The 25,346-nt window shown below is 36.8% G+C and carries 25 protein-coding genes; 21 read left to right on the forward strand and 4 right to left on the reverse strand.

Features of this window, described 5'->3' with window-relative positions; translation table 11 throughout:
* Nucleotides 1–24: 24 nt before the first annotated feature.
* The 7 genes from LACPOB_RS0101920 (at nt 25) to LACPOB_RS0101950 (ending at nt 7,009) form a co-directional block, all read left to right on the forward strand.
* A complete protein-coding gene (locus LACPOB_RS0101920; protein WP_017867151.1) occupies nt 25–990 on the forward strand; it encodes a glycosyltransferase family 2 protein in 966 nt (321 codons plus the stop codon).
* Nucleotides 983–1,387 carry a GtrA family protein gene (locus LACPOB_RS0101925; protein ID WP_017867152.1) on the forward strand — a complete coding sequence of 135 codons (405 nt, stop codon included), beginning with the start codon at nt 983–985 and terminating at the stop codon, nt 1,385–1,387. Before LACPOB_RS0101920 ends, LACPOB_RS0101925 begins: the two co-directional genes overlap by 8 nt.
* Before the next feature lie 50 nt (nt 1,388–1,437).
* Complete coding sequence (locus LACPOB_RS0101930) at nt 1,438–3,408, forward strand: DUF6020 family protein (RefSeq protein WP_017867153.1); 1,971 nt, start codon at nt 1,438–1,440, stop codon at nt 3,406–3,408.
* Nucleotides 3,409–3,597: 189 nt separating this feature from the next.
* Nucleotides 3,598–4,689: a C40 family peptidase gene (locus LACPOB_RS0101935; RefSeq protein WP_017867154.1), complete on the forward strand. Its 1,092-nt coding sequence runs from the start codon at nt 3,598–3,600 to the stop codon at nt 4,687–4,689.
* A gap of 146 nt (nt 4,690–4,835) precedes the next feature.
* Entirely contained in the window at nt 4,836–6,206 is a 1,371-nt protein-coding gene (locus LACPOB_RS0101940) for an aldehyde dehydrogenase family protein (protein ID WP_017867155.1), read from the forward strand.
* 194 nt (nt 6,207–6,400) lie between these two features.
* Complete coding sequence (locus LACPOB_RS0101945; RefSeq protein WP_017867156.1) at nt 6,401–6,589, forward strand: type II toxin-antitoxin system HicA family toxin; 189 nt, start codon at nt 6,401–6,403, stop codon at nt 6,587–6,589.
* 39 nt (nt 6,590–6,628) lie between these two features.
* A complete protein-coding gene (locus LACPOB_RS0101950; protein ID WP_017867157.1) occupies nt 6,629–7,009 on the forward strand; it encodes a type II toxin-antitoxin system HicB family antitoxin in 381 nt (126 codons plus the stop codon).
* 54 nt (nt 7,010–7,063) lie between these two features.
* Here LACPOB_RS0101950 and asnB read toward each other — a convergent pair whose 3' ends face one another.
* Nucleotides 7,064–9,022, reverse strand: coding sequence for an asparagine synthase (glutamine-hydrolyzing) (gene asnB, locus LACPOB_RS0101955; RefSeq protein ID WP_017867158.1), 1,959 nt, complete (start codon nt 9,020–9,022; stop codon nt 7,064–7,066).
* A gap of 604 nt (nt 9,023–9,626) precedes the next feature.
* Between asnB and LACPOB_RS0101960 the strand changes: the two genes are divergently transcribed.
* From LACPOB_RS0101960 to LACPOB_RS11565, 6 genes are read left to right on the forward strand one after another with little or no spacing between them, the layout of a single operon-like run.
* Complete coding sequence (locus LACPOB_RS0101960; RefSeq protein ID WP_017867159.1) at nt 9,627–10,229, forward strand: hypothetical protein; 603 nt, start codon at nt 9,627–9,629, stop codon at nt 10,227–10,229.
* Between the two features lie 12 nt (nt 10,230–10,241).
* Nucleotides 10,242–11,420 (forward strand): hypothetical protein, encoded by a 1,179-nt coding sequence (locus LACPOB_RS0101965; protein ID WP_017867160.1) that lies wholly within the window; start codon nt 10,242–10,244, stop codon nt 11,418–11,420.
* A 14-nt stretch (nt 11,421–11,434) separates the two neighbouring features.
* Complete coding sequence (gene pgsB / locus LACPOB_RS0101970) at nt 11,435–12,619, forward strand: poly-gamma-glutamate synthase PgsB (RefSeq protein ID WP_017867161.1); 1,185 nt, start codon at nt 11,435–11,437, stop codon at nt 12,617–12,619.
* Nucleotides 12,620–12,629: 10 nt separating this feature from the next.
* A complete protein-coding gene (pgsC, locus tag LACPOB_RS0101975) occupies nt 12,630–13,082 on the forward strand; it encodes a poly-gamma-glutamate biosynthesis protein PgsC (protein ID WP_017867162.1) in 453 nt (150 codons plus the stop codon).
* A gap of 22 nt (nt 13,083–13,104) precedes the next feature.
* Nucleotides 13,105–14,397 (forward strand): CapA family protein, encoded by a 1,293-nt coding sequence (locus LACPOB_RS0101980; RefSeq protein WP_017867163.1) that lies wholly within the window; start codon nt 13,105–13,107, stop codon nt 14,395–14,397.
* Between the two features lie 14 nt (nt 14,398–14,411).
* Nucleotides 14,412–16,076, forward strand: coding sequence for a gamma-glutamyltransferase (locus tag LACPOB_RS11565; protein ID WP_017867164.1), 1,665 nt, complete (start codon nt 14,412–14,414; stop codon nt 16,074–16,076).
* 706 nt (nt 16,077–16,782) lie between these two features.
* On the opposite strand, the gene LACPOB_RS0101990 is transcribed toward LACPOB_RS11565, so the two are convergent.
* Nucleotides 16,783–17,691, reverse strand: coding sequence for a glycine betaine ABC transporter substrate-binding protein (locus LACPOB_RS0101990; RefSeq protein ID WP_017867165.1), 909 nt, complete (start codon nt 17,689–17,691; stop codon nt 16,783–16,785).
* Between the two features lie 234 nt (nt 17,692–17,925).
* Between LACPOB_RS0101990 and LACPOB_RS0101995 the strand changes: the two genes are divergently transcribed.
* From LACPOB_RS0101995 to LACPOB_RS0102020, 6 genes are all read left to right on the forward strand, one after another.
* Nucleotides 17,926–18,393 (forward strand): hypothetical protein, encoded by a 468-nt coding sequence (locus LACPOB_RS0101995; RefSeq protein WP_017867166.1) that lies wholly within the window; start codon nt 17,926–17,928, stop codon nt 18,391–18,393.
* Between the two features lie 215 nt (nt 18,394–18,608).
* Nucleotides 18,609–19,040: a hypothetical protein gene (locus tag LACPOB_RS0102000; protein WP_017867167.1), complete on the forward strand. Its 432-nt coding sequence runs from the start codon at nt 18,609–18,611 to the stop codon at nt 19,038–19,040.
* Between the two features lie 93 nt (nt 19,041–19,133).
* Nucleotides 19,134–20,069 (forward strand): 2-dehydropantoate 2-reductase, encoded by a 936-nt coding sequence (locus tag LACPOB_RS0102005; RefSeq protein ID WP_017867168.1) that lies wholly within the window; start codon nt 19,134–19,136, stop codon nt 20,067–20,069.
* 215 nt (nt 20,070–20,284) lie between these two features.
* The gene (locus LACPOB_RS0102010) at nt 20,285–21,061 is read left to right on the forward strand and encodes a tyrosine-protein phosphatase (RefSeq protein ID WP_017867169.1); all 777 of its coding nucleotides are present in this window, start codon (nt 20,285–20,287) and stop codon (nt 21,059–21,061) included.
* Nucleotides 21,062–21,092: 31 nt separating this feature from the next.
* Nucleotides 21,093–21,500: a helix-turn-helix domain-containing protein gene (locus tag LACPOB_RS0102015; protein WP_017867170.1), complete on the forward strand. Its 408-nt coding sequence runs from the start codon at nt 21,093–21,095 to the stop codon at nt 21,498–21,500.
* Nucleotides 21,501–21,570: 70 nt separating this feature from the next.
* Nucleotides 21,571–22,320, forward strand: coding sequence for a TerC family protein (locus LACPOB_RS0102020; RefSeq protein ID WP_017867171.1), 750 nt, complete (start codon nt 21,571–21,573; stop codon nt 22,318–22,320).
* Between the two features lie 136 nt (nt 22,321–22,456).
* Here the strand turns inward: LACPOB_RS0102020 and LACPOB_RS12920 are convergent, their stop codons facing one another.
* Nucleotides 22,457–23,113, reverse strand: a complete 657-nt coding sequence (locus LACPOB_RS12920; RefSeq protein ID WP_258420980.1) for an FAD-binding protein — start codon at nt 23,111–23,113, stop codon at nt 22,457–22,459.
* Complete coding sequence (locus LACPOB_RS12925; RefSeq protein ID WP_026142709.1) at nt 23,079–23,813, reverse strand: FMN-binding protein; 735 nt, start codon at nt 23,811–23,813, stop codon at nt 23,079–23,081. Before LACPOB_RS12925 ends, LACPOB_RS12920 begins: the two co-directional genes overlap by 35 nt.
* Before the next feature lie 253 nt (nt 23,814–24,066).
* Here LACPOB_RS12925 and LACPOB_RS0102035 point away from each other — a divergent pair, with 253 nt between their 5' ends.
* Nucleotides 24,067–24,891 (forward strand): Cof-type HAD-IIB family hydrolase, encoded by an 825-nt coding sequence (locus tag LACPOB_RS0102035; RefSeq protein WP_017867172.1) that lies wholly within the window; start codon nt 24,067–24,069, stop codon nt 24,889–24,891.
* A gap of 8 nt (nt 24,892–24,899) precedes the next feature.
* On the forward strand, nt 24,900–25,223 hold the full coding sequence (gene trxA, locus LACPOB_RS0102040) for a thioredoxin (RefSeq protein WP_017867173.1): 324 nt from the start codon (nt 24,900–24,902) through the stop codon (nt 25,221–25,223).
* Nucleotides 25,224–25,346: the final 123 nt, after the last annotated feature.

Below are 25,346 nucleotides of genomic sequence, written 5' to 3' on the forward strand. Positions count from 1 at the left end.
TTTGGTTGATAAGGGGATGTGTAAATGAATAATTTAGCGATTTTAATTCCTTGTTACAATGAAGGTATTACGATAAAAAAAGTTGTTCAAGATTGTAAGGAATCAACGAAGTACATATCTGGAGTCAAAATTTATGTCTATGATAACAATTCGACTGACAATACCGTTGAAGAAGCAAGAAAAGCTGGAGCAATAGTTAGACGTGAGTACCAGCAAGGAAAGGGAAACGTTATCCGCAGGATGTTTCGTGAAATCGATGCTAACTGTTATATCATGTTGGATGGCGATGATACTTATCCGACTGATGCAATCCCTGAAATGATGGATCTCGTAACAAATAAAAACGTAGATATGGTCGTAGGTGATCGTTTATCTTCGAGTTATTTCAATGAGAATAAAAGACCATTTCATAATATCGGTAATGTCTTGGTTCGGGGAACAATTAATCACCTATTTAAGAGTAATATCAGAGATATTTTAACTGGATACCGTGCTTTTAGTTTTCAATTTGTTAAGGTTTACCCTGTTTTAGCAAAAGGATTTGAAATTGAAACGGAGATGAGTATTTTTGCTATTGAAAATAATTTGTCCGTCGAAAATTGCATAATTGATTATCGAGATCGTCCAAAGGGAAGCGAATCAAAACTAAATACGTATAGTGATGGCTTTAAAGTCTTGCGTAAAGTTTTCTCTTTGTACCGAAATTTCCATCCTTATAATTTTTATAGCATTGTTTCTCTTTTGTTGATAATAATATCTGCGGCCTTTTTCTTGCCGAAAGTTTGGCTACCTTATATCCATACTGGCATGGTGCAAAATATGCCAACAATGGTAATGTGTGGTTTTATGGTCGTCGCTTCCTTGATCTTGTATTCAGCGGGGTTAGTGTTGGATTCAGTGAATCAAAAAGATAAACAAGAATTTGAATTTAAGCTTCAACAAATCAATACGGATAGGCTGATAAAAGAGGATATTACAAAAGATGATTAGAAGTATGTTCCAGAAATACAAGTCAGTAATTGCTTATCTATTTTGGGGTGTAGTTACTACAATTATCAATATTGGTGTTTTCATGATTTGGATATATTTTGGAGGAAATTATCAAGTTGGTAATGTAGTTGCTTGGATCCTAACTGTGTTAGTAGCGTATTTTTCGAATAAGTTTTGGGTTTTTGGTAGTAGTTATCAAGGTTTGAAGGCAACGATAAGTGAAATGCTATCGTTTTTCTTTTTTAGGGGTATTACTTTGATTATGGATATCGTTATTACGTACGTCGGAATTTCGTTATTAAACTGGGATTCTTTTTTAGTAAAGGTTTTAGATAATATCTTTGTAGTTATTTCTAATTACGTGTTCAGTAAATTATATATTTTTAAGCAGAAATAAACTGAATTTATCTAATTAATAATTTTAAGTAAGTTAGGAAGTCAATGCGTATGAAAAAAAAGGTTGGATATTTCTTAATTTCACTTTTATTGACAGTCTTTTTGAGTAATAAACTCATGCCAATGGAGATGGATCCAACAGTTTACAATCAAATTAATTCAAAGCCTCTCAAATTTATTTATCATTTTTTTCATGAAATGGCTGGTATAGTTAGTTCGCTCACGGTAGTGGACGGGTTAGTATTAGTTGGTGTTTTTTTCTTGCTTGCAAATGTTGACAAAATTGCAGATTTTAAACTCTCAAAATTACAACTATTTTTATCCGCGATTTTAAGTTTGGGGATAGTTTTCAGATTTTCGTTTTCTTTGCGATTGGGTGAAACTGAGACTTCATACTTTTATCTTCTTGTTAAAGATGACGTACAGTTAATTAAGACGGTTTGTACCTTTACTAGTTGGTTTATATTCTATAATACGTTACAAAAGTATTTTGAGTTGGCCGTAGTTAAGTTATCGAGTATGATTGACTTTAATAGCTCTAATAAAACTACAAGACAACACACCAAGCCTAAGACTAAAAGAGCCGTTTTCCTTGAAAACACAGGTTTGATATTGGCTATGTGGATACCAGTTTTAGTAATTGATTATCCAGGGATGGTTATTTTTGATGCTTTGTCCCAATTATTACAATTCCACGGGTATACACCATTTGTAACGCAACACCCAATTACTTCGACTTTATTTTTGAATTATTTTTTTGAGTTAGGTAATTTTTTAGGTTCTGCAAAACTTGGGATTTTTTTAGGGATACTGGTACAAGCGATTATATTAGCTGGGGCGCTGGCAATAATTGTAACTTTATTTCAAATATTCGTTAAGGACAGGCGCATATCAATAGGCTTGGTTTTTTTGATAGGGACATTACCAATAATATTAAGCCTCTTTACACTTGCTACAAAAGATGTGATTTTTTCTGGAGCATTTCTTTTGTTTAATTTTTATTTAGGGTTTTCTTTGTTTAACCAAGAACCAAAGAAGTACAAATTTATTGTATTAAATGAATTTATTTGGGCAACTATAGCTTTGTTATTTAGAAAAAATGTTATTTACGTAATAGCATTATTTATTTTATATTCTCTAGTTTTAAGGGCATTCAAAAATAATAAATATGTTAAGTTTACTACTCTTTTAGCCTTAGCTTTGTCTATTTTTGCTTTTAAAGGCATTGATTCCGGACTAGCTAATGCATATCATGCCGACAATTCAACTTTAAAGAGAGAAGCATTATCCTTGCCTTTTCAACAAACGGCAAGATATATCAAGTATCATGAAGATGATATGACGAAATCTGAGTTGAAAAATATAGACCGTGTACTAGAGACCAATAATATTGGAAAAAGGTATGATCCATTGCTTTCCAATAGTGTGAAATTTTATTTCAATGAAAAGGCAACACCAATTGAGATGAAAAATTATTTTAAAACATGGCTGTATGAGTTTACACAACACCCAGTCATATATTTTGAGGCAACTATCCAGCAAAATATATCTTTAATTTCACCTTTTGATAAAAATGAATTTTCCTTTAAGCATATAAATGCTGGTTATCGTCCGGGATCAGACAGCAGAAATCAATTTTATAAAAAGTACAAGCTGACGAATTCAAAGACACGTTGGTCATGGCAGGAAATAAAAATACAATATTTCCAGATGTTTGATCGGCTTCCTTTAGTGGGATTACTGGATAATCCAGCTGTTTATATTATTGGGTCATTCTTTATGTTTGCTCTAGCCATTAAGTTTAAACTGAAACGGACTGCCTATCTAATGATGCCTGCTTTCTTCTTGTTATTAACTTTAATTGCCGGTCCAGTCGTTCAAGGTTATACTCGATATACTGCAGTTTTTGTATTTCTTTTTCCACTGTTTTTATTAGCGCTTGCCACAGAAATAAAGCAAACTAAATATAGTAGTTTAACGGATACAAATAATAAATTTAGCGATGATGATGAAATAATATAAGATTAGTTCTGGTATGAAACGATATAAAGAGTTTCATGTCAGAATTTTTTGATTGTTAAAATGACATTTTTAACCGTTTTGTTACATTATTTAAAAAAATGTAACGAAAATATTATAGACATTTTTAATAAAAGCGTTACAATATATCTTGTATAAAAAATAACAAATAAAAATTAAGGAGTTGCTAATTTGAATAACTCAGTTAAAAAACTTTTAGTCGGTACTGTGGGTGCTGCTAGTTTATTTATGGCTTCAGCTAGTGTTGATGCTGCAACAACACATAAGGTTGCTGCAAATGATACCGTGTGGGATTTGTCACAAAAATATGGTGTTTCAATTAAATCAATCGAAAAATTAAATCATATCGATACTAACTCACATTTGATCACTGTTGGCCAAAATCTTAATGTTTCTGGTAACCAGAATGAACAAGCTACACCAGCTAAACAAAGTACACCAACACAAGCCAAGAGTACATATACCGTAAAGGCTGGAGATTCACTTTATACAATAGCTCAAAACACTGGTGTTTCTGTGGCAGCGTTGCGTCAGGCTAACAATTTAACAGGTTCAGCTTTACAAATTGGACAGAAATTACAAGTCAATGGTGCAGTTAAAGTTGCTAACGTTCAAAGTCAACCAGCAGTTGCTGAACAAAGCAATCAAGCTCAAGTAACTTCACAAAATCAGACTCAATCTGCTACACAGACTCAAGGACAATCAGCCCAAAGTCAGTCTCAAGCAGTTGCTAATAACTATTCAGCCCAAGCTAATAATCAAACACAATCTAATAATGGTGAGAACAGCCAGGCTGCTAATTATAACAATAATGGTACTCAAAATAACCAAAGTTATACTAGAAGTCAAAGTACTCAAAACTACACAAGAAGTCAAGCTCAACCACAAACACGTGCTACCAACAACAATGCCGGTAGTGCAAACTACGGTTCAGTTGTAGGTTACGCAAATACATTTACAGGTTCTAACTATGTTTATGGAGGAACAACTCCTGCAGGGTTTGACTGCTCAGGTTTTACACAATATGTTTTCAATAAATATGGCAAGAAACTTCCAAGAACAAGCCAGGCACAAGCAAATGCCGGTACACGTATTTCAACTAGCCAAGCTAAACCTGGTGATTTGATCATCACTAATGGTGGAGGACATGTTGGTATTTATACAGGTAATAATAGCTTTATTTCTGCACAAAACCCTAATGATGGTGTACGCACTTCTAACCTCAAATACTGGGGCGACAGCTACGCAGTTCGTGTAAGATAAAAATATAGTTTAATGTTTAAGTCATTGTTCTCTTTTGAGGGCAGTGGCTTTTTTAAACAATTTCTTTGTCAGTTAAATTATGAATTGTTAACCTATAGGTGTAGTAAGAACTGAGGATTTCTGTGCTTTTAAGGAGGCATTTATTTATGGCATATACTGCCGTTAATCCACACAATGGTGAAACAATTCAAACATTTGCTACTGCAACTGATGAACAAATTAGTCATATTTTAGAGCAAGCGGAAGAATATTATCATCAGGCGCAAAAAGAGTCGTTAGATAAGCGTGCTGATTTGTTAAATAAGTTAGCCGATGAGTTTGAGGCACATTTAGATGATTATGCACGTTTATCGTCTACTAATATGGGGAAATTGATCAATGAATCACGTTCTGAAGTTAAGAGTATTATTAACTATGCACGTTACTATGCTAAAGAGGGACCTGAGCTACTACAGCCGCAAAAGTATAATAAACTTTCAGTCGGTGACCAGGCCCATGTTGAATTTTCTGGTATCGGGACCATTTTGGCAGTTGAACCATGGAATTTTCCTTTTACCCAAGTAATGCGTGTTTTTGCACCAAACTTTATGTTGGGTAACCCAGTGATCTTAAAACATGCAAGCATTGTTCCTCAGCCTGCACAGGCGTTTGAAGATGCTTGTCAAAAAGTGGGCATTCCACAGGGTGCATTCGCTAATGCTTTTGCAAGTCATAAACAGATTGACCACATAATTGATGATCCTCGTGTACAGGGTTTTGCTTTAACCGGTTCAGAAAGAGCGGGGCGGAATTTAGCCGCCAAAGCTGCTAAGAATCTGATGAAATCTACACTTGAATTAGGTGGCACAGATATTTTTGCGGTCCTAGCAGATGCAGATATCGACAAAGCGGCTAAAGATGCTGCACAGGCTCGTTTATCTAACGCAGGACAAGTATGTACAGCTGCTAAACGTTATTTAGTTAGTGACGAAGTTTATGATGAATTTCTAGATAAGGTCAAAAAGGAATTTGATAAGTATCAATTTGGTGATCCTTTGGATGAAAAGACGACTTTAGCACCACTGTCATCGCAAAGTGCTAAAGATCAGCTGCAAGAACAAGTTGAAAAAGTGATCGCTGGCGGTTCTAAGGTTTTATATGGTGATCCAACACCTACAGATGGGCCAGGATTTCAGTTTTCACCATTGATCTTAACTGGTATGGAAACTGATAATCCGATGTATGAAGAAGAACTTTTTGGTCCGGTAGCTCAAATCTATCGGGTCAGTTCAGAAGATGAGATGGTTAAACTCGCTAATAATTCTCGTCATGGTCTAGGTGGTGCCATCTATACTGCTGATACTGAACATGGCAATAAATTAGCTTCGCGGATCGAAACGGGTCAAGTTGCGGTTAACCGGATCTTAGATGAACAAGCTGAAGTTCCATTTGGCGGTGTGAAAGATTCTGGTTATGGTCGTGAGCTAAGTGACTGGGGTATATACGAATTTGCCAACATTAAGACGGTTTTGAATTAATAGGATAAATCAATGAATTTTAAGTTAGATTATTGAAGATATGGTTAAGCTACAGTAAAGTAAAACTTGCTGTAGTTTTTTTTCGCAAATTTTTCAGGCTTTAGCGTATATATATTATGGTGTCAAAATTTAATACTTAGCTACAATACTTAATATTGTGTATAATACTCGTAGTTAGTGAAGGAAGTCTAATTATGACAATGAAACCAAGAGAAATGGTTAAACTACTTAAAGCTAATGGTTTTAAAGAAAAGTCACAGCGAGGTTCTCATCTAAAGATGTATAATCCTCAAACGCAAGTTTCAATACCTATCCCTATTCATGCAAAAGAACTTGGAAATGGTCTAGAGCAAAGTGTTTTGAAACGAGCAGGACTTAAATAAAATAAGATAGGTTACTGATTTTTCGAGGAGGATATTAACATGAAAAATTTGTTGGTTTACCCAGTGGTGTTACATCCAGAAAAAAATGACTATTTTGTTGAAGTTCCCGACATTGAGAGTGGCTTTACCCAGGGAAAAGATATTAAGAACGCAATAGAGATGGCTAGTGAAATGATTGGGTTAATGTTAGAAGATAAGCAAGAATATCCAGTGGCTTCAAAAATAGAAGATATTCCCAGCCAAAAAGGTGATATAAAAACAATTGTTAGCGTCGATATAGATGAATTTCGACGTAATAACCCTAAGACTGTTAGGAAAAATGTATCGATCCCAGAATACTTGGTCAAGATGGGTAAAGAAAAAAATATTAATTTTTCCGCATTGTTAACAGCAGCTCTGAAGGCTAAACTAGAAATTTAGAATATAGAAAAAGACATTCTTCAGTGAGCATGGAAGAATGTCTTTTTCTGTATTTTAAACTAATTTACCACTATCCATCAAAGCTTTAACTTCTGGTTGAACATGGCCATATTTTTCAACAGTTTTATCAAAATCAATAAAGAATAATTTGTACCAAACTAAGAAAGTATAAATGGTCCAGATCTGACGACGACCATTAATTTTACCGTCGTAATTATCCTGAAGTAAACGTAAAATCTGTCGCTGGTTAAAGATCTCGTTGACCCAACTTTCCTCGAATAAGTCACGAACTTGGTCACAGTATTCCTCTTCTTCCAACCAAGCTTTAACTGGAACAGGGAAGCCAAGTTTTGGACGTTTAGCAAAATCTTCTGGTAAATGTTTTGAGGCAGCTTTACGGAAGGCTTGTTTCGATCCATGTTCATTCAATAACATCTTGGTTGGAATATTATTGGCTACTTTAGCTACTTCACGGTCCAAGAATGGTACCCGTAATTCAAGTGAATGTGCCATCGAGATCTTATCCGCCTTTTGTAAAATATCACTGAACATAAAGTGATGTAAATCAATGTATTGCATTTGTTTGACTTCGTCGATATCTTTGACTTTTTCAAAGTCGTCTTGGTAGATACTGCTGATCGTTAAATTGTTTTGATAATTACCTTGAAGTACACGATTAGCTTGTTCATCTGTAAAGATCGCAGGCTGAGCTGGATCATAGATCCATGATTCACCCTGATAGAAATCTTTAGGCTTAGCAGCTAAGGTATACATTTGCGTTTTACCAGGGAAATTAGGCATTTTCTTAATAAGCTTAGCTACTTTTTGACGCTTGCTGTCAGACATGTGATGCAATTTGTTAGCAAATGCTTTGATCTTATCATTGTTAGAATGTAACCCGTAGTTAACGTAGCCAGCGAACAGTTCATCAGCACCTTCACCTGAAAGTGCAACTGTGACTTTGCGACGGGCTAAACGGCAAAGATACCATAGCGGCACAACAGATGGATTAGCATCAGGTTCGTCCAGATGGTACTGCATTTCAGGAAAATCATTGAATGCTTCTTTTGCATCAACGGTCTCAACGTTGAAGTTTAGACCATTTTCATCCGCTAATTCTTTAGCAACACTGGCTTCATCGTATGGACCATTAGCAAAATTAACGCTAAAGACTTCCTGTGGTTTTAACACAGAAGTGACGTAGGAAGAATCAACACCTTCAGATAAGAAACTACCGACCTTAACATCGGCAATGTTATGCAGACCGACTGATTCAGTGACGGCCTTGTCGATATCTTCGATCACTTCTTCTTCACTTCGGTCGTCATTTATATCGTAGTGAGCGTCCCAGTATTTATGGGTCATTAATTTATTATCATGATATTCAAACCAATGACCAGCAGGGAAACGGTAAACGTTTTTGAACAATGTCTCTGAAAGATCATTGTACTGGTTCATTAAATATGGCTTAACAGCTTTTTTATTGAGTTCCATTTTAAAGTTAGGGTGGCGCATAAAAGCTTTGATTTCAGAACCAACAATAAATGTTTCACCTTGCTGGTAATAATATAATGGTTTGATACCGAAGAAATCACGGGCACCATACATTGTTTGTTTATTAGTGTCATAAATGAAGTAGGCAAACATTCCGCGGATCTTGTTTAGAGTTCCTGCCATGCCCCATTCTTCATAACCATGCAAGAGCACTTCAGTATCAGTTTGAGTTTTAAAGTCATGGCCATTTGCGATCAATTCTGCACGTAAGGACTGGTAATTATATATCTCACCGTTAAAGGTCACTAAAATTGAATTATCTTCGTTATATAAAGGCTGAGCCCCACTTTTTAGATCGATCACGCTGAGACGAACAAATCCCATGGCGACTTTATCGTCTGTAAAGTGACCACGTCCATCAATATTTGGTCCTCGATGCTGAATTAGTTTCATCATCGAGTTAATTGTTTCTTCTTTGTGTTCCACCTGTGGATCACTAAAAGCAATAATTCCACACAAAGGTATTTCCTCCTCTATAAATATTATGTAAGAAAGCTATTAATTACAGATCTATGGATCAGCTACTTATTAAGTATACGCTTATATTACATAAAATTACACAAAATTTACAAAGGACAACGATCTTACTTGAGAATCCCTCGTCTATCCGTTAAAATTATTTATGTAATAATTTTCATTTGTGATATTATCTATTAAGCTTGTACGGGCATACGCAACCCGATCAGTTGATAACGATTGTTGAAACTATCACGATGCTTTAATTATGACAATAAGTTTTGCATTATTTGTAAAAGACGTATTTTGAGAATGTAGGTAAATATCACAAATTGTATGTTTTGAACTAGCACCCTAAAAGTGGGGGTTTTGGCTTATTTGTTGCAAGAAAAGATATTAACACGAGCAATGTGTAGGTGTGGACACAATTGACAAAAATCAAAAAAAAAGACAAAATTAAGTGTACTTGGATATGCAAATCATTTGTATGGCAAAAGCGGTTTTAAAGTAAGAATGAGCTTTTTAGTTAGTTTTGTCATACAATTTTTGAAACCGGTTTACGAATATTATATTTCATGTTCTTATTAATGGGAGGATCATATAAATTTTGAACAAAAAAATTGTACGAGGAGTAATATGCTTAATTGCACTAGCAGCTATTTTTGTGGTAGACAAAGAAATTAACGCCACAACGGTAAGTTCACGTCCTGTCAAGGAAATTGTTGTAAAAAAAGATGGCAATGATAGTGCTCTTTATCAAAGTAAGCAGACAGAAACGGTTAATATTGAATATGTTAATGGGCATTTTTTACTACGCGACTTGGATAGGCAAAGACAGTATGTATTATCTAAAGATAAAGCTGTCAATTTAAAAAATAGAAAGATGCAGTCGTATGTTGATGAAAATGACCCTGATATATCATTGATATTTGATAAAAAAAATAAGGAAGTTATCTACAATAATAATACCTTTAAAAAGTCCGGTGGGCGTGGTGAAATATTAAATGTCCAAACGGCGATCGACAAGGTTCAAAAAGAAAAAAAGCTCAAGAAAAACATTATAGTTAGTGGATCGAACGCGCGTGATAGTGATAAAGATGGCCGCTTGTACTATAAAATTAAAGTTAGTGACCGTCAGCATAAATTCACTAAAATTTATCAAGTTTATTCAGACGACGGCAAAATCGAGCCATTTGCCAATCATAAATAAGGGGTGCTAGATTTGCTTTATCGTGTTGTATTACTCGGAATTTTAGCTTTTAGTTTAATTGTTTCCTACTTTGTTAGTCAAACAAGAAAAAAGGATCCAAACATTGTCAATCATTTGATCAAAGTTTTGTTCGATACACTTTCAATCATTGCAGGAGCACTAATTGCTTGTCAATATTTGAAAGTTAACCGGCAACAAATTGGGATAGTCATGATCTTAGTTTCGATCATCATTTACTTACAGATTATTATCGAGGTCATTGCAGAGCCAATTAAAAGGAACAAGATTTTTCTAGGGTTATTGTTAATTTTTCCGCTGATCAGTTCAGTTTATGCAACAGGGCAGTTACAAACGGTTGTAAATACACAAGAAGAAAAGCAAAAAAAATCGTCAACCAAGGATTATTATGTTCAAACTACCGAAAACAGGAATTTAAGGGTACGTCAACAATCCAACAATCAGCTAACATTATCGAAAGACGGGACTAATAATTATAATGATTTTGTTACGATCAGTGGCAAAACAACACCAGGAGTTTATGTTTACTGTGAAAATCCGACAGATGAGTCGGAAATATTTTTAACTAAAGCCAATAATTTAGGAAAATTTTCGGCAATCGTACCCCAGAAAAAGTTGAAAAATTCAGTTAATTTTCAATTGTATGTGAATGGTATTTCGATTTTGAATGATAATACCGTGAAAAAGGATAAAAATGCTAAGGCGACCGAAAAATTAAATGTAAACAGTATTCCGCAGAAAAAAGCATTATCTGATGGTAGCTATAATGTGGATAAAGATATTAAGGCTGGAGAATATTTCTTGTTATCCGATGGTACTGGTCAAATAAACTGGCAGAATGGTGGTCAAAACAGTAAGTCTTTTGATCAAAGCTTGTACGTTAAGTTAGCCCAAGACGATTCGATCACACTTTTAAATGCAACCTTGATCCCAGTTCAAAAAGATGTCGGTTTCGGTTCAAGTGATACTGATAATGGCATGTTAAAGGTTGGGCAGGATATGGCTGCAGGAAGTTATCAAGTTAAAGCGACTGATGATTATTCAATTGCAAAAGTCTACAGTAAACCAATTTCAAGTGAGCCTGAAGAAGGGACTGTACTTGATTCAACTAGTCTTGAATTAAAGAATTCGCAGTACGTTTACCTGATGAATACAAGGTTAATGAAAGAGTAGGAGTTAATTTTAGAATGGATACAATATTATTTCTACCATTTGTGGTCGTGGCAGTTATACTTATTTTACTCGGATACAGGGAAAAAGAGAAGAATGAAAAGAATGTGAACAGCATTCCAGTAAGGATCAATGTAAATGGTATTCGTGGTAAGTCGACCGTTACACGTTTGGTCACCTCAATTTTGAATGAAGCTGGCTATAAAACTATGGGGAAAACAACCGGCACAGCAGCAAGGAAAATTTTCCCATATCGCCACGAAGAATTACCAATTGAGCGAAAACCGCAAGGGGCCAATATAAAAGAGCAAGTAGAAACGATCAAAGAAGCTGCTAAGTTCGATGTTGATGCTCTAGTCTGTGAGTGTATGGCAGTTAAGCCCGAATACCAGGAGATTTATCAGCATGAAATGTTCCGTGGTAATATTTATGTGATCGTTAATGTTTTGGAAGATCATTTGGATCAAATGGGACCAACGACTACAGAGGTTGCATACACATTTGCTAAATCAATACCTTACAATGGTTACTTGATAACAGTTCCGAGCCCGTATACAGACTATTTCCAAAGGATCGCTGATGAGCGTAACACTCAGATGATCTTGGCAGATAATAGTGAGATCAAGCCGGGGTACCTTGACCAGTTTGATTATGTTTTGTTTCCAGACAATGTCAGCTTAGCTTTGGCTGTTGCAAAGACTTTAAATATCTCTGAGGAAGTGGCTTACCGAGGAATGTTACAAGGACAACCCGATCCAGGTGCTTTAAAGGTTAAACATATTAAAAATTCTAAAGTTGACTTTACTTTTGTTAATGCCTTTGCGGCCAATGAACCGGCATCAAGTTTGAATATTTGGCAATACATTAAAGAATCTCCTGATATCCCTAGTGATGACCCGATCGTTTTATTCAATGGACGTTCTGACCGTGGTGATCGGACTGAGTTGTTTGCACGTGAATTTTTCCCTAAGGTTGAAAATGCCACTATTATCAGTATGGGACAAGCCATCCGTCGAATAGGTTACTATTACGGCAAGGGCTTTTATCCTAATGCAAAAAAATATATTGATCGTGAGAATGCTAAACCAGTCGATCTTATGCGTGAGATCATGCCAATGTTAAACGGGCGTGTGTTATTGGCGGTTGGTAATATTCATGGAGATGCTGAGGAACTGCTAGACATTATCAAGGAATTAATGTAGGGGAGAAAAAATGGTTATAACAGATTTTTATTTAGCTTTAGTATTTGGTTTGTTTATTGGTTTGATCTTTTCAGAATTAACGGGTATTAATACTGGCGGTATTATTGCTCCCTGTTACTTATCACTGTCGTTAGATACACCAGAAGTTGTGATCTCGATCTATTTAGTCGCTATTTTGACGTATTTGATCGTTCAGTATGTGTTGCCTAGGTACATGATTTTATTTGGTCGGCGAAAGTTTGTGGCTTTTATGGTGACAGCCGTACTTTTGAAACTGTTACTAGAGATCGTGTATCCAGTAATGCCATTTTCAACATTCCTATTCAGAGGGATCGGGATCATTGTGCCGGCTCTAATAGCAAATGCTTTTTCTAAGCAGGGTATTAAGCTAACAACATTTTCGACTTTAACTGTTGCGATCGCTGTTTTCTTATTAATTGCTGGTGTGCATTTATTTATGTGATTTAGTTTAAGGAGAGTTAAAAGTGGTAAAACGCAGAAAAAAAGAAGATATTTCAAGGCGCAGATCACAGCAAAAAACACGCTGGTATTCTATTAAGGATGAACAAGAACAACGTGAAACAAAAAAAGAGGATATAAAACTTCTGCCAGAGTTAGAAGATGATGAAAAGCTCTCTTTCAAAGAAAAGATCAGTCGAAAGATACGCTATCATCGAAAAGCTACGATCTCTACCTTGCTTATTACGGCAGTGTGTTTATTTACAGGTGCCTGGCTGACCGATTATTTACATAATTCGGTGTTTGTTGCTAAAGATTCAATTCCATTGACAAGTAAAAAATCAGATAAACTTCAAATGACTTTTGTTGGTGATATCATGATGGACCGTGGTAACTATAAAAAAGGACAACATGGCGGTTATGATCAATTTTTTTCACATAGTAAGAACTTATGGAAAGATTCTGATTTAACGATCGGTAACTTGGAATCCACAGTTTTGAATGGCTCTAAGGGATACAAGAAGAATCCTGATAAAAACATTCATTTAAAAATGAGTACTGATGGGCTGAACGCAATCAATAAGGCTGGCTTTACTACCATGGGATTGGCCAATAATCATATCAGTGATTTTGGGCATAAAGGAATGGATAATACGCTCAAGACATTTAATGATCGTAATATGGATCATGTAGGACTTGGTCGAGATGCTTCAAATGGCTTAAGTTATCAAATATATAATGTCGATGGTATCAAAGTTAGTTTCGTTGCTGTTACGGATATTATACCTAAAAACACGAGCTTTAAGTCTAACGAGGCCGGAGCTTTAACTACGCGAAATAATGATTATTTAAATCTGGTACAAGAAGCCTCGGCTCAATCTGATTACACCGTAGTTTACTCACATTGGGGACATGAAAATGGCCTTAATGTAACCGATCGGCAAAGGGAATTGGGCCATAAATTGACGGATGCAGGTGCAGATGTTGTTGTAGGAATGCATGGGCATGTACTTCAACCTGTAGAGAAGTATAAAAATGGTCTGATATTATATGGAATGGGTAACTTCGTATTTGAACAGGAACAATCACGTGAGAAAGATTCCGTTGTTGCCAACATGCGTATGAATAAGGACGGCAGAATGGAACTGGAACTGGTGCCAATGAGAATTAAAGATGGTGTCCCTGCAGTCACGAAGAATCCATTTTTCAAAAGAAGAATTTATCACCAATTAGATAAGAATTTAGATAAATCAAATTATGAAAAGCTTTCTAATTCTTTGTTGATCAAGAATTTCGGATATCAATATAAAGTTAAATAGAGAAGGGGAATTTTATGAAGTATCTAAAAATGATAGGTAGTTTTCTGCTGATTGGAATTGGGATACTGTTATTATTTACCTTGCCGGGGTTTATTTCCTCAATGAATTCAGGCGACGGTGACGATGGTTCCTCTTTTACCGCAAAAATCGCAGATAAAATGCCTTGGAAGAAAAAAGATGAAAACACACATAGTACAAAATATGCAGTATCAACGTCGAGCACTTATGCAACAAAAGTTGGTGAAAAGGTATTAAAGGATGGCGGTAATGCGGTTGATGCTGCTGTCGCCGTATCTTATGCACTTGCACTGACAGAACCATATGCTTCCGGGCTTGGTGGTGGCGGCGGAATGATTATTTATGATCCGAAAAAAGATGAATATCAGGGAATTGATTATCGTGACAGTGCACCAGTTTCCTCGGATGAAATGTCTTCGCCGACAGCTGTACCAACCTTTGTCAAAGGGATGGACTATGCAAGCAAGAACTATGGGACTAAATCGATGGGGGATATGATCGAACCTTCGATCCAGTTAGGTAAAGATGGCTTTAAAGTTTCTCCTGTGTTCTCAACTTATATTGGGATCTACAAATATTTCTTGGATGATAATTCTGATTATAAAAATGATTCTGGAAACTTGTTGTCTAAGGGCGAAGTAATGCATCCTAAAAAAATGGTCAAAACTTTAGAAGCAGTTAAAGAAAATGGTCCAGATGCATACTATACTGGAAAAAATGCTGATGAGATCGTTAATAACACTACCCTAACTAAAAAGGACCTAGAATCTGCTCGAGTTGAAAATGCAAAACCAACTACTACTAAAATTAATGGTAATGAATTTGCCACACTTCCAGCACCATTTTCTGGTGTAACGATGCTGCAGATGCTTAAGATGGCTAATACTACCAACTTGGTCGACCCCAAGGCGGATCCAGATGGTTATCTAAAGGATTATAAGAAGATAAAGCGTCTGGCATACGCTGACCGTGTTAAAAATATGAGTGACCCTAAATTCAATGATGTTGACTCACAGTCGATGGTTTCTGATGATTATGTTGATCAGATCATTAGAAATAATGTGACGAAAACACCTGCTGGTCAACAAGAAGAAGATAGTAATAACACGACCCATTTTTCTATTGTCGACTCAGATGGGATGACAGTGTCAGTAACTAATACTTTAGGTAATTTTTATGGTTCTGAAATTGAAACAGGCGGCTTCTATTTGAATGCTGCTAACCGTTTATTCTCACCAAGTAATGTCGGTATGAATAAATATGAAGCAGGTAAAAAGCCACGTAACTTTACTTCTCCAACGATCATTCAAACAAAGGATAACAATACGATCGGCCTAGGAACTCCAGGTGGTAATATGATCCCTGAGTTTATGTTCCAAACAATAACCGACCGTTTGAAATTTGGAACTGACTTTAAGTCTGACATTGAAAAGAACCGTTTGTACTTGACTAAGGAAAATCAGTTTATATTTGAAGATAATTCTAAACGTAAAGATTACCTTCCATTTGACGAGGTTAAAGAAGTACCATATACAAAGAAACGTAGTGACGAGTACTTCGGCTCAATGCAAATCGTTGAACGGAATAATGACAATGGTAAGACACATGCATATTATGATACACGTCGTAACGGATCAGCTAAGGTCAGTGATAATGACTAATTTTGATTGATTATTTGTTAAGTGCTAAATAGTAGTTTGAAATAAGTAATGTGATTTTACTTGTGGGAATTCTATCGAAAGGTAGGATTCTTTTTTGTTTTTATTATGTATTTACTGCGAGACCGGAACAAAAGTTGTTTTGAAGCCGGTGTGTAACGTCGTTTACGCCATTTTTGGCCGTAGCAAAGTGCAAGACAGGAATGGCATGAAATGAGTTCAACTATTAAGTGCCCCATAACTGTTAGACATAAAAGATAACAGTTATGGGGCACTTGGCTATGATGTTTTTACTTCAGAGTTATTTGTTTTTTAACGATAGTTTTATTTAGGATTCCGTCTAAAAAAACGTGAGATGTTTCTATGAATTGACCAATAACGCTCGAATTAACAATACTAAGTCAGATAAAATTATGTAAATAAAACCACGAGAATGTAGTGAAACTCGTGGTTTAGAACAGGTTACATAGGAAAACAATTTGTGGCAATTGTTCCTGTTCCTACCCGTTACCATACCAGCATTAGTCTGTTTTTTTAACTAATTTGCTTAGTGCCTTAGATAGTGACCGCTATGTGACTTTTGATTGAAAACAAAAAAGGGGAGCTGGGACATAACTAGCTGTCTAGTTCTAAAAGATTGAAGCCTTACTGCAATCGTCGTTACAAATCGGCTTCAAAACATCTTTTATCACATTCTCCCAGTAATATTTTAATTTTTCAAATCTTCGATCGAATTAATATCTTTCATATAAGTTGGTACGGCTAACCCAATACGTGCATTTGGCAAGTTGACTCGAACTTCATCGACTTGGCCTTGATATTTTTTAGCATAAGCACCGTGACTAACCGGCAACTGGGCGACAAGTGTTGCGTCCACTTCTTTGGATGCTAGTGCCTGCCACATGATCGAAACGTCTAGCTGTTGCGTTGTTGCCTTATACCCTTTTTGTTCAAGCAGATTTTTAACGACAGACGTGACTGCACGCTCATAATCGTAAGGTGTATAAACTAATTTGATTTTTTCACCATGGCCAGTAGGCACACCTGCAAGAAATTGTTGCACTTTTTTAGGATGCTTCTTGATATATTGCTTGGCGGCTTTGTCAGAATTCATGCCGTCATTGATTTTTAACATGGTCGAATATGAATCACTGATCGTCCAATGAAAATTTTGTAATAGCTTGTAAGCCCCAGAATTGTCATCTTTCAGACCATTTCTAGCCACCGTGCTGAAATGTTGTACTTTACCAAAAACGTTCTTGGGATCTTTGAGCCATTTCATATCATATTTAGCGAACATCCAGTGAGGCTGAAAGGCCGTAACAACAATTGGTTCTCTATTAGCGTAGGATTTTCCTAAGGTGCTGACCATTGCTGCAGTCGAACTAGGCATTAGTTGCCAGTTCTTTTCCTTTAGTCCGTAAGCTGACAACATCTTTTTAGCTTTGCCCATTTCACCTGATGAAGCGTCGATCCCAGTTACGGTATAATTCAACTGTGAACCTAAGCTTTTATCAGGGTCATATTTTTGTGATTGCTGGTTACTACAAGAAACTAGCAGTAAAGATGTTAACGCTGCCAATACTACCGACAATATCTTGTCAGTTTTACGTTTCAAAAAAATACCTCCAAACAAGGTTTATATATTTAATGTTATTTAAATTTTAACGTACAATTAGATGCTTGTTAAATAATTAACATATACAGAAACCATGACTTCATGTAGGATCAGTAGTGTGTATTTATTCGAAGTTTTAGACGCTTTACTTAAAATTTCGATTTATGGAAAATCTGTTAAAGTACGGTATAATGTACACAGATTAAAAATTACCAAAAAAGGAGGTTAAATAATTTGTTAATAGTTATAGTAGCGGCTGTTTTACTAGTTGTTTCTCTCATACGGCGGGTTTATTTTCAGTCGCAGTTAGAACAAAAAGCTAAATATAATTTTTCTCCTGTTTTGGGTGGTATGATCTTATTAGGCTTTTTGACTCCGTTAATGCGTGAATTTGGTAGATCATTGATTTTTTTGATGACAATGTCTGCCTTAGTGATTTTAACTTTTATTGCTGGACGTAATGGATTAACTGAGCGTGGGGTGTTGTTGCCGAAATTGCTTACGAAGATATTAGACTTCCAAAATATAATCAAGGTCAATTTGAAACCTTTGGATATTAACCAACAAAGCGATGTTGTGGTTGCGACTTTTGTCGAAAAGAAAACAAAACGGCAATATGCCTTAGTTTTTGAAATGTCGCTGAATGAATTGATGAGTTTCTTAAAAAGTAAATTACCATCTGAAGCACAAATCGAAACGTAAAAGACTGCTTTTATGCTAAAACCGTGAAGTAGACCAATTAGTCAACTTCATGGTTTTTCTTTTACAAATGGTATATATAAATGTGAGGAGTGAAATGATATGGTTAAAAAAGAGTTTATCAATTTAGGGCTGATCTAAAGGCTATTAAGCCCGCAATGTGGCGTCGATTTCAGGCGTCTGAAAATGAAACGATGCAGGAGTTAGCGCTAAGAGTAATGTGGATTTTTGATTTTCTTGAAGACAACTGGTATTCATTGACGGAATTATCCGGTGACCAGTTTAAGCGTGAATATCACAAAAAGCAAAAAGAATTGCAAGCTGCTGGGAAGGATGCTGGCCCTAAGATCACACCGCTTGATCCTCGTATGAAAAATATATCTTATGTAATGGAAAAACAAAGTGCGGCTGATTTAAAAGACTGGACACCAAATATTGTTAAGCCAGGTCAGACGCGCTTAAAAGAAAGACAAGCTCAAGCTGATACGAAGTTGCCACGGGTCTTAAAAGGAAAAGGGCATGGAGTGATGGGGGTCTTAGACATTGAAGACTTGAAACAGATGGTCGAAGATGATTTGGTTGACATGGACGACTTTGATTTAGAAGATCTGAACTATGCGATCAAAGGAATTGAGTGGCAAGTTAAGTAGGAAGATGGTTGTTTGGAAGACCATCTTTTTTTGTCAGCTAAATTTGGAGTATAATAAAAACCGTTGAATAATAATTTATTGGAGGTTTTTGAAGTGAAAGTTGCAATTGCAGGTGCAGGGGCAATGGGTAGTCGTTTTGGAATGATGTTAGCACAAGGCGGCAATGATGTAACTTTGATCGATGGTTGGCTTGCACATATCAAAGCGATTCAAGAAAATGGTTTACAGGCTAACTATAATGGTAAAAATGTCTCAGTACATTTACCAGTTAAATTACAGTCAGAGGTTGACTCCACAGAAAAGTTTGATTTGGTGATCATTTTTACTAAGTCAATGCAACTAGCACAGATGTTAAGTGATATCCAAGGTGTGCTCGGACAGAAAACAAAAGTGTTGTGTTTGCTGAATGGTTTAGGACACGTGGAAACTCTAGAAAAATATGTACCGCGTGAAAATATATTCTTAGGAAACACTATGTGGACTGCTGGCTTGGAGGGTCCAGGAAAAGTTAAGCTGTTTGGTTTTGGTTCTGTTGAATTACAAAATGTGGGTGAAAGAAAAGAAGAAGATGCTAAACAAATAGCTGACTTTCTGTCACAGTCTGGTTTAAATGCAAGCTACTCAGATAATATTTTGTATTCAATCTATCGTAAAGCTTGTGTCAACGGCACAATGAACTGCTTGACTACATTGTTGGACTGCAACATGGGGCAATTTGGCGCAACCAGTACAGCTCACCAGATCGTAGTTAAGATCGTGAATGAGTTTGCGGCGGTCGCCAAAGTTGAAAAGATCAACTTAGATGTCTCTGAGCTGGTTAAACACGTTGAATCATGTTATGATCCATCAGTTGCTGATCATTATCCGTCCATGTATCAAGATTTGATTCAAAATAAGCGTAAAACAGAGATCGACTATATTAATGGTGCCATCTCTCGCAAAGGTCAAAAATATGGTGTACCGACACCATACTGTGACTTACTGACAGCTATGATCCATGCTAAAGAAGAATTATTAGAGGCTAAATAAATACCAGATACTTTGAAAGTCACGTCTAAAAATCAAGTGGACGTGACTTTTTGTGGATAAGTCACTATCGGTAAAAGAAAAAGGACGTCTTAATTTTGTTAAATGTACTCTATTTTAAGCGAAATTTTACGAACAAATAGTGTATACTATAAGGTAACAGGCAACATAATACGGATGATTTAAGGACTCAAGCTTGCAGAAAGGGAGATTTTTAATTGAGATTTGAAAAAATGGTCGATTTACATTGTCATATTTTACCAGGGATAGATGATGGTTCGCCTAATTTAGAAAATTCCCTACAGTTGGCTAATGAAGCAGTGCGTGACGGTGTGACCCATATTTTAGCCACACCGCATCACTTAGATAATGACTACGTCAATCATGCTAATGATGTGATCCAGGCGGTTGATATGTTTCAAACCGAGTTGGATAGTCGGAAGATCCCGCTGACTATTTTTCCAAGTCAGGAAGTCCATATTAATGGTGATCTAGTTGACCACTATGATGATCTGTTAGGGATCGATGAAACTAAAAAATATATGTTACTCGAATTTCCGCACGGGGAAGTACCACACTACGCTGACCGCTTGATCTTTGATTTGAAAAAACAAGGAACAACGCCAGTGATCGTGCACCCTGAACGTAATAAGGGGATTCAAAATGATTTGAATTTATTATATAGTTTTATTCAAAATGGTGCTTTAGCCCAGGTGACAGCTACCAGTTATATGGGTGGTTTTGGTGACCATGTTAAAAAAATTGCACATCAATTAGTTGAAAATAATTTGGTTCAGATCGTGTCTTCTGATGCCCATGCATTGCAAGGCAGAAAGTTTGTCTTGGGTGAAGCACTGGGTAAAATTGCGGATGATTTTGGTGAAGATAAGGCAAGAGAGTTTGAACAAAATGCTGAAAACTTGATCAATGGTGAATATGTGACCGCCCATGATTATTCACCGATCAAGAAAAAGAAAAGGTTCTTGTTCTTTTAAGCAACTTAAAACGATAGGTGGGGTGAGTGAAATGTTTCCAGTCAGATTAAGAGCTTTGAGGCAAGGTCGTGGTTTATCATTGCCTGGTTTAGCTAAAGAATTGAATAAGGTGATGAGTAAAGCTGAAGACCGAAAAAATACCGGACATCAAATTGGGAGTTGGGAACGCGGCGTAAATACACCGTCATACATTGAAGTAGTGAAATTAGCCGATTATTTTAATGTGTCTTTGGATTTTTTGATTGGTCGCGATTATGATGATTTTGAAATTGAAGACATCTTCGCGTCAAATTCACGCTTGCGTTTTAACGGTAAAACTTTGAATAAAGGCGATCGTAATGCAGTTTATGGGATGATCAAGGGCTATTTGCGTGCTAAGTATCCACCCAGAGATGATGAAGAACAAGACCCTGACCAAGTGACTTTACCTTTAGAATAATTAATGATTTTGCATAAATAGTTATGGTAAAATCTAATCTAACAAATAAACTACAGAGAGGAAATATTGATTGTCACTAATTAAAGATTTATATGGTCCTTTTTTTGATTTGCACAACTGGCAAACGGTGCTCACATCTGGCCAGGACTGGATGATCATCTTGTCGTTGATCTTGATCGAATGTTTGTTGTCTGTGGACAACGCCATTGTATTAGCGGCACAAACCCAGAAATTGCCCACTAAACAAGAACAAGAAAAGTCACTGTTCTATGGAATCTGGGGGGCATATTTATTCCGTTTCTTGTTGATCGGTCTTGGGAGTTATCTGATCAATTTCTGGGAGATCAAAGTCATCGGTGCCGCTTACTTAATGTACTTATCTATCAAGCATTTCTGGGGACGTGCACGTCCTCAGGATGAACAAGCAACTAAGAAGAAAAAAAAGAAAAGAAAACCGCTCCTATCACAATTCTGGTCAGTCGTACTCTCGATCGAGGCGATGGACGTGGTCTTTTCGATTGATTCTATCCTGGCTTCTCTGGCCATCTCACCTAATCCAGTGATCGTTTTGATCGGTGGTTTAGTTGGGATCCTCGCTATGCGTGGAGTCGCTGAAGTCATTATGCGCTTATTGGAGATCGTGCCTGAACTGGAAGTCGTTGCCTATGGTTTGATAGCTTTGATCGCCGTCAAACTTTTCTTGACGATCCCGGCCATTGATATCGAGATCCCAGCAGTTCTCTTTGGAGTAATTGTGATCTTGTCGATTTTAGGTGCAATTATTGTGAACCGAGTAAAAAATAATCGAGCTTCAAAATGAGAGTGAGACAAAAGATACTTCAATTTTTTAGAACATGTTTAATGGCCGCCGATCTAACCTATTTAACGGGGTAGATTGGCGACCCTTTTAGAATCGCAGAAGCTAGTTATGGCCTAGCTCAATTTTTATTAACGACTCAGATTTTAGCTAGGTGCATTGCTGCTTTGCGGCCTTGATGAATGATCCCAGAAACGGCTGTCCCTGAACCAGGATAGTACGGACCTAACCAGCCACCTGCGTTTAAACCGGCAGCATACAAGCCAGTGATCGGTTGATCGAAGTTGTCGAGCACCTGACTATCAGTGTTGATTTTCAAGCCGCCGATCGCCCCACCCACTGACATCCCCATGATGATCCCGTCACCAGTATTAGTTTGAGCTGACAAACAAGTTTTATGCATTAAGTCATCGTAATGCTGGCGGTTAAGTTTGAACGCTAGTGCGGGATTGTGGTCGATACTAGCTGTCGCTAACACGACACCTTTCTTGGCTTTCACCTTAGTTGGTGTGCCTTTTTTATCAACGACTACTCCAACGACTTTTTCATTATACTGATCTTTGATCAGAGCAATAGCGGGTGAATTATACCAGAAAGTTGTCTGATTTTTGGTGGCAGCTTGTAAAAGTGCTTTAACTAAAACAGTTCCATTTCCAGCCATGCCGCCACCTTCATAAACATGGATCCGGTCAGCGAATAATTGGTCGTCAATGTAAGGAATGTGGCAATTACCGTACATACTAGTCCATTTGATGCCCAAGTTAGCTAGCCATTCGATATTTTGGGGGTGCACCATAGGCAAGGTCGGTCACTAGATCTTTATCAACTGATCCTTCTCCCGCAGCTAGCCAGTATTTGGCATGTTTTTGGGGATCGTCATTTTGATAATGTGAGAGTTTCTTCTGGTATTTAGTGTCGGAAGCTTGCAGCACACCACCAGAATAACTGGTTGAACCACCCACGATCCCGGATTTCTCACATAATAAAACGGACAATCCCTCGCTGACTGCTTGAGCGGCCGCAGCTAAACCGGCACCGCCGCCACCAACGATGATAACATCGTATTCAGCCGCAAACTTAGTGTCAGTTGTTGCGTAAACCGGTTTTTTTACAAGCGAAGTGTTTTGGGGTTTGCTGGTATCGACTTGCTTAGAGGCACTCGTTTGAATATCAGCACCTTCTTGGTCCAAAGAATTCGATACTTCAGGATCGATGGCTTTTTCAGGGCTTAAATCACCAGTATAAACGTGGTATGCTTTGCGTGCCGCAGCACGAAAGGCACTTGAACTAAAAGTGGCTCCTGAAATTGCATCGACTTCTACTGAATTTCTAGCTAAGATCGTGTCTTTCATTCTTTCTATTGCAAGGCTTCCGACTGTATTAGGTTGGTAGTCGGCGTCTATTTTGGTGATCTTATTATTGTTGATCTCTAAAGTAGCTGTCACAGTTGCGTGGAAACCGATTGATTTACCTGTGTATTTGGTTGTCTCATTCATAATAAACATCCTTCCTGAGCACGGATAGCCACAAATTGAACATAAGCATCATGTAAACGCTGTCTATAATTTCATTATAATATATTCACAAGATTAAACCAATGAGTATTTGTTATCAAAATGGTCTAGACTAATATAGTGGATGAAACTTGAATTGTAAGTAGAAGTACGATAAATTGGAATTGTAGGCAGTTATTAATACTGTTAATGATGAAGATGGCCCTATGATCAAATAAAGAAAGTTGGATGTTCAATGTATAAAATAATTACAAGTGATATGGACGAAACTTTGTTGAATGATAATAAAACGATCACACCTAAAACGATCGATGCTATCAAAAAGGCGAGTGATGCTGGAGTACATTTTGTCCCTAATACTGGGCGTGGCTTTAGGAGTATTCAACATAACTTGATTGATCTGGGCTTGAGCCAAAAGCCCAATGAGTATGTGATCTCAAATAATGGCGCTGTAATCGTAGAAAATAAGGAAAACCAAATCTTACAAGTCAATCCTTTACCCTTTGATGTTGTTGAACAGATCTTTGAAATCGGGATGCAAGAAAATGTGTGTGTCCACGTTTATACTGTGGATGATTTATATATTTGGAACCTCAATGATGATGAAAAAGATTATTTAACGGGTCGGGTTAAGGATTGGCATATTATTCGTGGAACTGATATTAAGTTCTTGCAAGATACACCAATCACTAAAATTATTTTCAATATTGATGAAGAAGCTCGGCGGATCTCTGTGCAAGACTATGTGCATGAACATGTTAAATTTGCTTTGAATGTCAGTTTTTCCTCAGCTCGTTATATTGAATTTAACGATCCATCGGCCGATAAAGGGCAAGCAACTATGGCATTGGCTGAAAGATTAGGGATCAAGCCAAGTGAAGTAATTGCAGTGGGTGATAACAACAATGATTTACCAATGATCAAGGCTGCTGGTTTAGGCATTAGTGTTGCTAATGGGCAAGATTACTTGCAAAGCGAAGCGGACTACGTGACGCAAGCTGATAATAACAATGATCCGATGGTCGAGATCATCAATAAATTTATTTTTAATGAAAAGTAGGTAATAGTATGGCAGTCGAAATAACTGCGGACAATCTGTCAGAAGTCACTGCTACAGGTTTAACATTAGTTGATTTTTGGGCGGATTGGTGTGGGCCATGCCGTATGTTGGAACCAGTGTTAGAAGAACTGGAAGAAGACTTTGATGGTCAAGTTGAATTTGCCACACTTGATGTGGAAGAACAGCGAGATTTGACACAAGAATACAACGTGATGAGTATTCCCACTTTGATTTTATTTAAAGATGGTGTCGCGAAAGAAAAAATTACTGGCTACAAACCTAAAAAGGCTCTTAGCCAGTATTTAACACAAAAAGTCCAAGAAAATAATTAAAAATTGTGGGACCGTCACAAAATTAGTTATGTGAATCTAGAAGGGCCGTTAAACTAACCAAGAAATGGGTTAGTTTGGCGGTCCTTAAATGTGTTTTAGAAGATTGAAGCCTTACTGTAACAA

The sequence above is a fragment of the Ligilactobacillus pobuzihii E100301 = KCTC 13174 genome (genome assembly GCF_000349725.1).
GTDB classification, from domain to species: domain Bacteria; phylum Bacillota; class Bacilli; order Lactobacillales; family Lactobacillaceae; genus Ligilactobacillus; species Ligilactobacillus pobuzihii.